This is a genomic window from Burkholderia sp. MSHR3999 (genome assembly GCF_000833595.1).
Classification (GTDB): Bacteria; Pseudomonadota; Gammaproteobacteria; order Burkholderiales; family Burkholderiaceae; genus Burkholderia; species Burkholderia ubonensis.
Genome location: NZ_JRFO01000001.1, coordinates 356,009 through 368,456, shown reverse-complemented (window position 1 = coordinate 368,456; position 12,448 = coordinate 356,009). Strand labels below are relative to the sequence as shown.

The window sequence follows — 12,448 nt, the reverse complement described above, 5'->3', positions numbered from 1 at the left end:
TCTTTTTCCGTGGGCATGAATGCGGAAAAGCTCTGAATTATAAAGGAATTGCCGCGCCGCGGTCAAAGGGAATCCGCATCCGGGTGTCCGGCTCGCCGAAAATCGGCCAAAATCCGGTCCTGCCCCGTTATATCCGGCGATTCCGAGCGCCCGGGGGGCATCCATCGGCACACGCAAGAACGTGCCGGACAAGGAAAAACAACAGCCACGATGAAGAAACGACTCACGCCACTCCTGACGGCCGCCCTGCTGGGCGGCGCCACATCGGCCGCCGCCGACCCGGCCGGCTGCACCGCGAAACTCGACTCGCTCGACGCGCGCATCGCCGCCGCGCGCGAAGCACGCGCCGAGGACCGCGTCGCGAAACTGCGCGCCGTGCGCGAACGGGTACGCCACTTCTGCGCGCGCCGCCAAGGTCATGCATCGGCCGTCGCCGCCCCAGGCGCCTGACGCTCGCGAGACGCGCACATTGCGCGCCGATGTTTGCATGGGACGAAAAAAAGCCCGAACGGCTGGTTCGGGCTTAATCCACCATAGGAGGAGGGTGGAGGAGACATGCGGAGGTTGCCGCAGCGCGACAACCAATGAGTCGCATTATACGAACGGGCAGCCAGCAGCACAAGAAAATTTGCATTACGAAATCTACAACCATAATGCGAAATTTCGATATCGCAAGCCCGCTATCCATCTTTCCTTTTGAAATCATCTATTTGCAGAATCCCGGGAGTCGAGCTGACCGCACCCGGCTAGAACAAAACCCCTAAATCCCGAGGGGAATTTGCGTTCCCGCGCCCCGTCGCGGAGCCCGCGGCGGCGCGCGCCGATCCGCATCGTGCGGCGCATCAGCCGGCCGCGGCCGTGCGGGCTACAATGCCGGATCGAATTCGAATCAGGCAACGCTGGAGTGCAAGCATGGAATGCAAAGTTAGCTGGTTGGGCCAGGACGGCATGGCGTTTTCCGCCCAGACCGGAAGCGGGCACCTCGTCACGATGGACGGCGCGCCCGAGGGCGGCGGCCACAATCTCGCGCCGCGGCCGATGGAGATGGTGCTGCTCGGCACCGGCGGCTGCACCGCGTACGACGTCGTGCTGATCCTGAAGAAGAGCCGCCAGGAAGTCACCGGCTGCTCGGTCACGCTGAAGGCCGAACGCGCGAGCGAAGATCCGAAGGTCTTCACGAAGATCCACTTTCATTTCACCGTCACGGGCCGCAACCTGAACCCGGCGACGGTCGAACGCGCGATCAACCTGTCGCACGACAAGTACTGCTCGGCATCGATCATGATCGCGAAGACGGCCGAGCTCACGCACTCGTTCGACATCGTCGCGGCCTGAGCGGGCGCCGCGCGATACCGGAAAGAAAAACGGAAAGAAAAAGGGCCGGCGTCCCGCAAGGAGACGCCGGCCCTGTCGCATTCGAGCGGCAAAGCAGGCCGATAAGCCGGATTCTGTGCACGCTGCACGCCGAGGCGCGCGGCGCGTGGCAGCCATTCCTCTAGGCGCGCCATTGCTGACGCGCTCAAGCTTCCTACCCGCAGACGAGACGGGGGCCCCGTCCTGCATCCGGAGATGCGCGCCTGCCTACTTGGAATTGCTCCGGGTGGAGGTTACCGTGCCGGCGAACGTCGCCGTCGCCGCGGTGCGCTCTTACCGCACCGTTTCACCCTTACCTGATCCCGGCTTGCGCCGGGCCATCGGCGGTTTGCTTTCTGTTGCCCTGTTCCGCGTGTCGCCACGGATGGCCGTTAGCCATCACCCTGCCCTGTGGAGTCCGGACTTTCCTCGCCCCCGCCTGCCCGAAGGCGGTGAGGCCGCGACTGCCTGGCCTGCTTTGCGACGCGCATTTTAGCACCGTGCGTCCGGCCGTTACAGTGGCCGAGTCCGCCGCCCGCTGCGAAACACTGCGGAATCGTCGTAGAACCCGGGATCGGCGTTCGCCGCACACCAGCCCGGCACGCCCAGCACCGGCAGCGGCGCGAAATCGCGGCTCGTCAGGTCTCGCGTCGCGAGCATCCGCGCGACCTGCGCATCGACGTGCGCGGCCCGGCGCGCGGCCGGCCACGAAAAATAGTCGTCGCTCACTTCGACGATCCACGCGTGCGCGGTGCAGGACTTGTACGGCGCGACGAGCTTCTCGAGCAGCGCGTGCCCGACGAGCCGCACCTCGCAGCGCGCGCCCCACGCTTCGCGCGCGGCCACCAGCAGCGCGCGCCAGTCGAAGCCGCGCAGCGCATCGGCGAGTGCCGGATCGGCCGTCACGAACAGTGCGGCATTCTCGTCGAACAGCGTCAGCGCGTCGCGCAACGAGCCGCGCACGGGCCCGACGCCGCCCGCCGTATCGATCGCCGCGGCCTGGCGCGCGTTCAGCGCCGCCTTGATACGCGGATACGCGAACCAGACGAGCGAATTGAAGAAATCGTGGAGATTGTGCCGGGTCGGCACGCCGCCCGTTGCGGCGATATGGGTCTCGTACGCGACGTCGGCCGGCAGGTCGGCCTGCGGCACGAAGCGCAGCGGCGCGCCGCGGCCGGTGACGAGCGGCGTGCCGCCCGTCGCGCCATTCAGTGCGCCGTTCAGCGCGGCGAGCAGCGCGGACTCGCCGTCGAGCGCGCCCGCCTGCACGACGCGCCCCGTCGCGGCAAAGCCCGCAAGCCACGGCGCGGACCAATCGATCCGCGCGAACGCCGCCGCACCGCTGTCCGGCTCACCGGCCGCGCGCGGCGGCGCGGCGCTCACACGAGTTTCCAGCCGATCGCTTCGCCCGCGCGCAGCGGCACGACCGGCGTGTCGCCCGCGAGAATCTCGAGCGGCAGCTCCCACGGCTCGCGGCGCAGCGTGACCGTCTCGGCCGCGCGCGGCAGGCCGTAGAAATCGGCGCCGTAGAAGCTCGCGAAGCCTTCGAGCTTGTCGAGCGCGCCGGCGTTGTCGAATGCCTCCGCATACAGCTCGAGCGCGTGCAGCGCCGTGTAGCAGCCCGCGCAGCCGCACGCGGCTTCCTTCGCGTTGCGCGCATGCGGCGCGCTGTCGGTGCCGAGGAAGAAGCGCGGGTTGCCCGAGGTCGCCGCCTCGACGAGCGCGACGCGGTGCGTCTCGCGCTTGAGCACCGGCAGGCAGTAGTAATGCGGACGAATTCCGCCGACGAAGATCGCGTTGCGGTTGTACAGCAGGTGATGCGCGGTGATCGTCGCGCCGATCAGGCCCGGCGCCGCGTCGGCGTCGCGCACGTAGTCGGCCGCGTCCTTCGTCGTGATGTGCTCGAACACGACCTTCAGGCCCGGGAAATCGCGGCGCAGCGGCGTCATCACGCGGTCGATGAAGACCTTTTCGCGGTCGAACAGGTCGATCGACGCGTCGGTCACCTCGCCGTGCACGAGCAGCGGCATCCCGACTTCCTGCATCGCCTCCAGCGTTTTCGCGCATTTCGCGAGATCGGTCACGCCGTGGTCCGAATTCGTCGTCGCGCCCGCCGGATACAGCTTCACGCCGTGCACGAAGCCGCTTTCCCGCGCACGGCGGATCTCGTCGGGCGGCGTGTTGTCGGTCAGGTACAGCGTCATCAGCGGCTCGAACGCCACGCCGGCCGGCACCGCGGCCAGGATCCGCTCGCGGTACGCGTGCGCCTGCGCGGTGGTCGTCACGGGCGGCTTCAGGTTCGGCATGATGATCGCGCGGCCGAACTGGCGCGCGGTGTGCGGCAGCACGGCGGCAAGCATCTCGCCGTCGCGGACGTGCAGGTGCCAGTCGTCGGGACGGGCGAGCGTCAGCGTCGCCGGGGAGGAAGCGTTCGAGGCAGTCATAGGAGGCGTCGTGAGGAACGGGAGCGGGAAAACGGTGCCGAATGCCGCCGGCGCGGGCCGACTGACGGCTAACCGCAACACGGGGCCGTTCGTCGGCGGAATCCGCTTTTTACCGCTGTTGGCTCGGTGATATGCTAGAAGCATGCATTGTACCGGGGTTCGCCCGGTGCGTTATCCGCTTCAGCCTGCCGCCCCAAGTAAAATGTGCCAACTCTTAGGAATGAACTGCGCCGCGCCGACGGACGTCACATTCTCCTTCACCGGTTTCGCGGCCCGGGGCGGGCTCACCGATCACCATGCCGACGGCTGGGGCATCGCATTCTTCGAAGACAAGGCCTGCCGCCTGTTCATCGATCACCAGGCATCGGCCACGTCGCCGATCGCCGAGATGGTCAAGCGCTACCCGATCAAGTCGAAGAACACGATCGCGCACATCCGCAAGGCGACGCAGGGCCACATCCTGCTCGAGAACAGCCACCCGTTCATGCGCGAGCTGTGGGGCCGGCACTGGATCTTCGCGCATAACGGCGACCTGCAGGACTACGCGCCGGACATGGAAGGCAGCGTCTATCACCCGGTCGGCACGACCGACAGCGAACGCGCGTTCTGCGTGCTGATGCAGGGGCTGCGCGAAGCATTCCCCGGCGCGCAGCCGCCGCTGCCCGAGCTGTTCGAGCGGGTCGGCGAGCTGACCCGCGGCATCACCGACCACGGCGTATTCAACTTCCTGATGTCGAACGGCCAGGCGCTGTTCGCGCACTGCTCGACGCGGCTGCACTACATCGTGCGCCGCTGGCCGTTCTCGACCGCGCATCTCGTCGACGAAGACCTGTCGATCGACTTCGCGAAATACACGACGCCGGAAGACCGCGTCGCGGTGATCGCGACGCAGCCGCTCACCGACAACGAAGTGTGGACCGCGTTCGAGCCGGGCGAGCTGATCATGTTCCAGTGCGGCGACGTCGCCGCGCGGATGCAGATCCCGGTGCCGCCCGCCGTGCTCGAGAAGCTGCGCAACCCGGCGCTCGACGCATCGGCGTCCGCGCCCGTGCGGCCGCTGCCGGCCGTCGAGGCGGACGTCAGCGAGGACGCGTTCGACTTCTGAACACGCGCTCCGACGCGCGGATACGAAAAAACGCCCGGCAGCGCCGGGCGTTTTCGTTTGCGGCCACACGTGAAGGGCGGCCCCGCCGCCCTCCCCGCGTCAGTGCAGGATCTTCGCGAGGAAGTCCTTCGCGCGGTCCGACCGCGGATTCGCGAAGAAGTCTTCCTTGCGGTCGTCCTCGACGATCGCGCCCTTGTCCATGAAGATCACGCGGTGCGCGACCTTCTTCGCGAAGCCCATCTCGTGCGTGACGACCATCATCGTCATCCCTTCCTTCGCGAGTTCGACCATCACGTCGAGCACCTCGTTGATCATCTCGGGATCGAGCGCCGACGTCGGCTCGTCGAACAGCATCGCGATCGGGTCCATCGACAGCGCGCGCGCGCGATCGCGACCCGCTGCTGCTGGCCGCCCGAGAGCTGGCCCGGATACTTGTGCGCGTGCGCCTTCAGGCCGACGCGGTCGAGCAGCTTGAGGCCCTTCTCGGTCGCCTCGTCCTTGCCGCGCCCGAGCACCTTGATCTGCGCGAGCGTCAGGTTCTCGGTGATCGACAGGTGCGGGAACAGCTCGAAGTGCTGGAACACCATCCCGACCTTCGAGCGCAGCTTCGACAGGTTCGTCTTCTTGTCGCCGACCGACTGGCCGTTGACGAGAATCTCGCCCTGCTGGAACGGCTCGAGGCCGTTCACGGTCTTGATCAGCGTCGACTTGCCCGACCCCGACGGACCGCAGACGACCACCACCTCGCCCTTCTTCACCTCGGTCGTGCAATCGGTGAGGACCTGAAACTGGCCGTACCACTTCGAAACGTTCTTGATGGAAATCATCTTGTGACCTTTTTCTGGAGACCTTTGACGAGGGCGGACGCCACCGAGCAAATCACGAAATAGCATGCACCCGCGAACAGGATCATCTCGACGCTCGTGCCGTCGCGATCGCCGATGTTGGCGGCCGTGCGGAAGAAGTCCGCGAGACTGATCACGTAGACGAGCGACGTGTCCTGGAACAGCACGATCGCCTGCGTGAGCAAGAGCGGCACCATCGCGCGGAAGGCCTGCGGCAGGATCACGAGGCGCATCGCCGTCGCGTAGTTCATGCCGAGCGCGAACGCGGCGTTCACCTGCCCGCGCGGCACCGCCTGGATGCCGGCGCGGATGATCTCGGAATAATACGCGGCCTCGAACAGCGAGAACGCGACCATTGCCGACGCGAGCCGGATGTCGATCGTCGGCGACAGCCCGAGCACGCCCTGCAGCACCTGCGGCACGATCAGGAAGAACCACAGCAGCACCATCACGAGCGGGATCGAGCGGAACACCGTCACGTAGCCCTGCGCGAACCACGCGAGCGGCTTGACGCCCGACAGCCGCATCAGCGCGAGCAGCGTGCCCCAGACGACGCCGACGACGATCGCGAGCGCCGTGATCTGGAGCGTGATGATCGCGCCCGTCCAGAGCGTCGGCAGCGCGCCGGGAATACTACTCCAGTCGAACTGATGCATCACTTGCCTCCGATGTAGCCGGGCAGCCGGGACTTGCTTTCGACCCAGCGCATGAACGCCATCACGACGAGGTTGATGACCACGTACGCGAGCGTGACGGCGATGAACGATTCATACGTCTGCGCGGTGTAGTCGACGAGCTGGCGCGCCTGCGCGGACAGGTCGAGCAGGCCGATCGTCGACGCGACCGCGGAGTTCTTGAAGATGTTCAGGAATTCCGACGTGAGCGGCGGCACGATGATCCGGTACGCGACCGGCAGCAGCACGTAGCGGTACGTCTGCCACTGCGTGAAGCCCATCGCGAGGCCGGCGGCGCGCTGCCCCTTCGGCAGCGCATTGATGCCCGAGCGCACCTGCTCGCACACGCGCGCGCCCGTGAACAGGCCGAGACAGACGATCGACGCGGTGAAGAACTGCGTGCCCGGCGGCAACTGCTTGATCCAGGTGCCGATCGACGGCGGCAGCAGTTCCGGCACGACGAGGTACCAGACGAAGAACTGCACGATCAGCGGGATGTTCCGGAAGACCGACACGTAGACCGTGCCGATCGCCGACAGCCATTTGTTCGGCACCGTGCGCAGCACGCCGAACAGCGAGCCGACGATCAGCGCGATCACCCAGGCGGTGAGCGACACCTTGATCGTCACCCAGAACCCGGACATCAGCCATCCGAAGTAAGTGGTCGGCTCGCCGGTCGAGACGGGGCTCAGGAAGATGCCCCAGTTCCAGTGGTATGACATGGACAAGACTCCAGCAAAAAGAAACGGAAGAAGCGTGGCCTCTTCCGTTTCGTCAGCGTCATTTCTGCATCAACGGACACGCGGGTCAGTCGAGCGCCTTGTCGTTCGGGTTCGCGTACAGCTTCTTCATCGAATCGGACAGCGGGAAGTTCAGGTTCAGCCCCTTCGGCGGGATCGGGTTCTCGAACCACTTCGCGTAGATCTTCGCGGCTTCGCCCGACTTCTCGACCTGCGCGATCGCGTCGTCGACGACCTTCTTGAAGTCCGCATCGCCCTTGCGCATCATGCAGCCGTACGCCTCTTCCGATTGCGGCGTGCCGACGATCACCCATTCGCCCGGCTGCTTCGCCTTCGCGCGCTCGCCCGCGAGCAGCGCGTCATCCATCATGAATGCGACCGCGCGGCCCGATTCCAGCGTATTGAACGAATCGCCGTGATCCTTCGCGCTGATGATGTTCATGCCGAGCTGCTTGTCGTTGTTCATCTTGCGCAGCAGGCGCTCGGACGTCGTGCCGGCCGTCGTCACGACCGTCTTGCCCTTGAGGTCCGCGAAATCCTTGACGCCCGAATCCTTCTTCGTCATCAGGCGCGTGCCGATCACGAAGATCGTGTCGGAGAACGCCGCCTGCTGCTGACGCTCGACGTTGTTGGTCGTCGAGCCGCACTCGATGTCGACCGTGCCGTTCTGCACGAGCGGGATGCGGTTCTGCGACGTGACCGGGATGTTCTTCACCTGCAGGTTCGGCAGGTTCAGCTTCTTCTTCACCGCGTCGACCACCTTCAGCTGGAAGTCGCGCGAATAGCCGACCACCTGCTGGTTCTGGTCGTAGTAGGAGAACGGGATCGACGATTCGCGGTGTCCCAGCGCGATCACGCCCGTGTCCTTGATTTTCTTCAGCGTGCCGGTCTCCTGCGCATGCGCGCCGCTTGCGAACGCACACAGCGCCGCGGCCATCAGGATTGCCTTGTGGTATTTCATTTTGTTCATCTCCTTGGCTAAAACCCGCGCCAGTGTATCAAAGTAATTTTTCTGAAAGTACTGGTTGTTTTCCGCACTGCGGCGCGCCCCGCGCGAAGCCGTCCTCCCGGCTCCGGGCGCCCGAATGCGCAAGCGGGCGGCACCGGTTCCGGTGCCGCCCGCGAGGGTCATGCTCGCAATCGGGTGGATTGCGTCATGTTCTGGTCAGGATCGACCGAGGTCGACCGATCAGGGGTACAGGCCGCGCATTTCGCGCGCCATCAGGATGCGCTTGCACGCGACGATGAACGCCGCGGTACGCACCGACACCTTGTGCTCTTCCGCGACCGCCCACACGCCGGCGAACGCTTCGCGCATCACGCGCTCGAGACGGTGGTTGATCTCGTCTTCCGTCCAGAAGAAGCTCGAGAAGTCCTGCACCCACTCGAAGTACGACACGGTCACGCCGCCCGCGTTCGCGATCACGTCCGGGATCACGAGCACGCCGTTCGCGGTCAGGATGTCGTCCGCCGCGGTCGTCGTCGGGCCGTTCGCGCCTTCGACGATGATCTTGGTGCGGATCTTCCCCGCGTTCTTCTCGGTGATCTGGTTTTCCAGCGCCGCCGGGATCAGGATGTCGGTCTCGACCGTCCAGAACTCGTCGTTCGGCATCGGTTCCGCGCCTTCGAAGCCCGCGACGCCGCCCGTGCGGGCCACGTGGTCGAGCAGCTTGTTCGCGTCGAGGCCGGACGGCTTGTAGATCGTGCCGGTGTGATCCTGCACCACGATCACCTTCGCGCCCGCTTCCTGGAACAGCTTCGCCGCGATGCCGCCGACGTTGCCGAAGCCCTGCACCGCGATGCGCGCGCCGGCGATCTCGAGGCCCTTCTTCTTCGCCGCTTCGCAGCCGACCACGAACACGCCGCGGCCCGTCGCTTCCTTGCGGCCGAGCGAACCGCCGAGCGAGATCGGCTTGCCGGTCACGACGCCGGTGGCCGTCTGGCCCTGGTTCATCGAGTACGTGTCCATCATCCACGCCATCACCTGTTCGTTGGTGTTGACGTCCGGCGCCGGAATGTCGGTGTTCGGGCCGATGATGATGCCGATTTCGCTGGTGTAGCGGCGCGTCACGCGCTCGAGCTCACCACGCGACAGCTTGCGCGGGTCGACGCGGATGCCGCCCTTCGCGCCGCCGTACGGCACGTTCACTGCTGCGTTCTTCACCGACATCCACGCGGACAGCGCCATCACTTCCGACAGCGTCACGTCCTGGTGGTAACGCACGCCGCCCTTGCCCGGGCCGCGCGACACGTTGTGCTGCACGCGGTAGCCCTCGAAGTGCGCGACGGTGCCGTTGTCGAGCTCGATCGGCACGTCGACGACCAGGATGCGCTTCGGACGCTTCAGCGTTTCGAGCCAGCGCGACAGCGAGCCGAGGTACGGCGCGACGCGATCGACTTGCTGAAGGTAGTTGCCCCACGGGCCGAGATCGTCGGCGTGCAAGTAGGACGGGATGGACTGCAGTTGCGAAGACATGGATTCTCCAACGGTCAACGGATGGCGCACATTGTCGAAAAACCCGTTTTTTTTATCCAATGCCGTTTGCTTATTCGATTATGCGTATCTTGCATGATCGCGATTTTTCGCAAATACGCGGTCGATTTGCGCAAGAACGGCCGCGATCGGCCCGGCATCCGGCGCACCGGACAACGTGTCGGCCGGCCGCCGGCCCGCGCCGTCCGTCAGCGTGAACCGGCGTCAGCCGGCCGCCTCGCGCAGCTCGTCGCTCACCACGTCCCACAGCGCGCGCACGAGCTTTTGCCGCGGCTCGCCGCCCTGCAGCGCGACCTTGTCGCAGTACAGCCGGATCTCCATCGTCAGCGTGAACGGGTGCGCGCCGCCGCGCACCGCGCGGTCGAGCCGGATCAGCCGACCGCTGGCGACCGCGTCCTCCACCGCGCTGTGCGGCAGGAACGCGATGCCGTGGCCGGCGAGCGCCATCGCCTTCAACCCTTCCGCCATGTCGGTTTCATAAACGCGATCGAGGAACAGCGGCGTCGGCGCGTTCGCGATGATCACCTCGGTCATCCGGCCGAGATACGCGTTCGGCGTATACGACAGGTACGGCACGCGCGCATCGGCCGCGCCCGGCAACGTGTAGCGCGGCCGCCCCGCGCGGCCCGGCGCCGAGAACGGGCTGATCGGCTCGCTGCCGAGCGTCAGCATGTCGTAGCGCGCGGGATCGAGCGCGACCGGATGACTCGGGTGGTGATAGCCCATCACGAGATCGCAGCCGCCCTCGACGAGCGACAGCACCGCGTCGTGCACGTTCAGCGCGCGCAGCCGCGTGTGAACCGGCCCCATCTTCGCCTCGATCCGCTGCAGCCAGCGCGGGAAATAGGTGAGCGACAGCGTGTGCGGCACCGCGAACTCGATCGTCGGCACCGGCGCGCCGACGTGGCCGCGCAGCAGCGTGCGCGCCTCGTGCGCCTGCGACAGCATCGTCAGCGCCTGCTCGTAGAAGATCTGGCCGGCCTGCGTGAGGCGGGTCGGATACACCGAACGATCGATCAGCTCGGTCGCGAGCCACGCTTCGAGCGCCTGGATGCGGCGCGAGAACGCCGGCTGCGACACGTGCCGCAACTCGGCGGACCGGCTAAAGCTGCGCGTCTCCGCGAGCGAGACGAAGTCTTCGAGCCATTTCAGTTCCATGCGGGCGGGCGCGGCGGGCGGCGGTCGGGAAGAAGCCTGCATTCTACCGGCGGGCGGGCCCGGCCGGCGGCGCGGGCGGCCCGGCGGCCCGATCGCCTCGGCCCCGCGCCGGCACGGCGGCGGCACGCGCCGGCGCCCGCCGGAGCCGCGCACGGTCGGGACTGCCCCGCGCCGATGGTAAAATGCCAGATTCTCCTCCCCCTCGTTCGACCCGGCCCCAAGGCCCGCCCGATCATGTCCGACACTCGTCCCGATACGCTTTTCGCCCTCACCGCGCTCTCGCCCATCGACGGCCGCTACGCCAGCAAGACCGAAGCGCTGCGCGACTGGCTCTCCGAAGCCGCCTTCATGCGCCACCGCGTCACCGTCGAGGTGCACTGGCTGATCGCGCTGTCGCGCGCCGGCTTCGCGGAAGTCCCGCGCTTCTCCGACGCCGCCGAGCAGTTCCTGCTGCAGCTCGTCGAGCGCTTCACCGCGCATGACGCGGCGCGCATCAAGGACATCGAGCGCGTGACGAACCACGACGTGAAGGCCGTCGAGTACTGGCTGAAGGAATCGGTCAAGGGCCAGGCCGAACTCGAGAAGGCCAGCGAATTCATCCACTTCGCGTGCACGTCCGAAGACATCAACAACACGTCGCACGGGATGATGCTCGCCGGCGCGCGCGAGCACGTGATCCTGCCGGCGCTGCGCACGGTCCACCAGCGCCTCGTCGCACTCGCGCACGCGCTCGCCGACCAGCCGATGCTGTCGCGCACGCACGGCCAGCCGGCCAGCCCGACGACGCTCGGCAAGGAGCTCGCGAACGTCGCGGCGCGCCTCGCGCGCGCGATCACGCGCATCGAGAAGGTCGAGATCCTCGGCAAGATGAACGGCGCGGTCGGCAACTTCAACGCGCACCTGTCCGCGTACCCGGAATTCGATTGGGAAGCGTTCTCGCGCGACGTGATCGAGAACCGCCTGAAGCTCACGTTCAACCCGTACACGATCCAGATCGAGCCGCACGACTACATGGCCGAGCTGTTCGACGCGGTCGCGCGCGCGAACACGATCCTGCTCGACCTCGACCGCGACGTGTGGGGCTACATCTCGGTCGGCTACTTCAAGCAGAAGACCAAGGCCGGCGAGATCGGCTCGTCGACGATGCCGCACAAGGTCAACCCGATCGACTTCGAGAACTCGGAAGGCAACCTCGGCCTCGCGAACGCGACGCTGCGCCACCTCGCCGACAAGCTGCCGGTGTCGCGCTGGCAGCGCGACCTGACCGACTCAACGGTGCTGCGCAACATGGGCGTCGCGCTCGGCTACTCGCTGCTCGCGTATGACTCGCTGATCCGCGGCCTCGACAAGCTCGAAGTGAATCCGCAGCGCCTGAACGAAGACCTCGACAACTGCTGGGAAGTGCTCGCCGAGCCGGTGCAGACGGTGATGCGCCGCTACGGCATCGAGAACCCGTACGAGCAGCTGAAGGAGCTGACGCGCGGCAAGGGCATCACGCGCGAAGCGCTGCAGGAGTTCGTCGGCACGCTCGCGATCCCGCAGGACGCGAAGGAGCGCCTGCTCGCGATGACGCCCGCGTCGTACATCGGCAAGGCCGTCGAACTCGCGAAGCGGATCGCGTAACACCGCGCCGCG

The 12,448-nt window shown here is 66.5% G+C and carries 11 protein-coding genes, 1 other RNA gene and 1 pseudogene; 4 read left to right on the top strand and 9 right to left on the bottom strand.

Annotated elements, in window-relative coordinates; all coding sequences use genetic code 11:
• Positions 1-210: 210 nt before the first annotated feature.
• Positions 211-450 carry a DUF1090 family protein gene (locus tag KY49_RS01760; RefSeq protein WP_042583118.1) on the top strand — a complete coding sequence of 80 codons (240 nt, stop codon included), beginning with the start codon at positions 211-213 and terminating at the stop codon, positions 448-450.
• A gap of 420 nt (positions 451-870) precedes the next feature.
• Positions 871-1,335, top strand: a complete 465-nt coding sequence (locus KY49_RS01755; protein WP_073564251.1) for an OsmC family protein — start codon at positions 871-873, stop codon at positions 1,333-1,335.
• Positions 1,336-1,421: 86 nt separating this feature from the next.
• On the opposite strand, the gene rnpB is transcribed toward KY49_RS01755, so the two are convergent.
• The 3 genes from rnpB to pyrC form a co-directional block, all read right to left on the bottom strand.
• An RNA gene (gene rnpB / locus KY49_RS34450) (RNase P RNA component class A) lies at positions 1,422-1,833 on the bottom strand.
• A 33-nt stretch (positions 1,834-1,866) separates the two neighbouring features.
• A complete protein-coding gene (locus tag KY49_RS01750) occupies positions 1,867-2,736 on the bottom strand; it encodes a DUF3025 domain-containing protein (protein ID WP_042583117.1) in 870 nt (289 codons plus the stop codon).
• The gene (pyrC, locus tag KY49_RS01745) at positions 2,733-3,797 is read right to left on the bottom strand and encodes a dihydroorotase (protein WP_042583116.1); all 1,065 of its coding nucleotides are present in this window, start codon (positions 3,795-3,797) and stop codon (positions 2,733-2,735) included. The genes KY49_RS01750 and pyrC overlap by 4 nt, the downstream gene beginning before the upstream one ends.
• 202 nt (positions 3,798-3,999) lie before the next feature.
• Here pyrC and KY49_RS01740 point away from each other — a divergent pair, with 202 nt between their 5' ends.
• Positions 4,000-4,902, top strand: coding sequence for a class II glutamine amidotransferase (locus tag KY49_RS01740; RefSeq protein ID WP_042583115.1), 903 nt, complete (start codon positions 4,000-4,002; stop codon positions 4,900-4,902).
• A gap of 99 nt (positions 4,903-5,001) precedes the next feature.
• Here KY49_RS01740 and KY49_RS01735 read toward each other — a convergent pair.
• From KY49_RS01735 to KY49_RS01710, 6 genes and pseudogenes are all read right to left on the bottom strand, one after another.
• Positions 5,002-5,729: pseudogene (locus KY49_RS01735) on the bottom strand (amino acid ABC transporter ATP-binding protein).
• Positions 5,726-6,403 (bottom strand): glutamate/aspartate ABC transporter permease GltK, encoded by a 678-nt coding sequence (gltK, locus tag KY49_RS01730; RefSeq protein ID WP_042583114.1) that lies wholly within the window; start codon positions 6,401-6,403, stop codon positions 5,726-5,728. Before gltK ends, KY49_RS01735 begins: the two are co-directional and overlap by 4 nt.
• Entirely contained in the window at positions 6,403-7,143 is a 741-nt protein-coding gene (locus KY49_RS01725) for an amino acid ABC transporter permease (protein ID WP_042583113.1), read from the bottom strand. The genes gltK and KY49_RS01725 overlap by 1 nt, the downstream gene beginning before the upstream one ends.
• An 85-nt stretch (positions 7,144-7,228) precedes the next feature.
• Positions 7,229-8,122, bottom strand: a complete 894-nt coding sequence (locus KY49_RS01720; protein ID WP_042584506.1) for a glutamate/aspartate ABC transporter substrate-binding protein — start codon at positions 8,120-8,122, stop codon at positions 7,229-7,231.
• 228 nt (positions 8,123-8,350) lie between these two features.
• Positions 8,351-9,637 (bottom strand): Glu/Leu/Phe/Val family dehydrogenase, encoded by a 1,287-nt coding sequence (locus KY49_RS01715; protein ID WP_042583112.1) that lies wholly within the window; start codon positions 9,635-9,637, stop codon positions 8,351-8,353.
• Positions 9,638-9,859: 222 nt separating this feature from the next.
• Positions 9,860-10,813, bottom strand: a complete 954-nt coding sequence (locus KY49_RS01710; protein ID WP_010091343.1) for a LysR substrate-binding domain-containing protein — start codon at positions 10,811-10,813, stop codon at positions 9,860-9,862.
• Between the two features lie 234 nt (positions 10,814-11,047).
• Between KY49_RS01710 and purB the strand changes: the two genes are divergently transcribed.
• Entirely contained in the window at positions 11,048-12,436 is a 1,389-nt protein-coding gene (gene purB, locus KY49_RS01705; protein WP_010091342.1) for an adenylosuccinate lyase, read from the top strand.
• Positions 12,437-12,448: the final 12 nt, after the last annotated feature.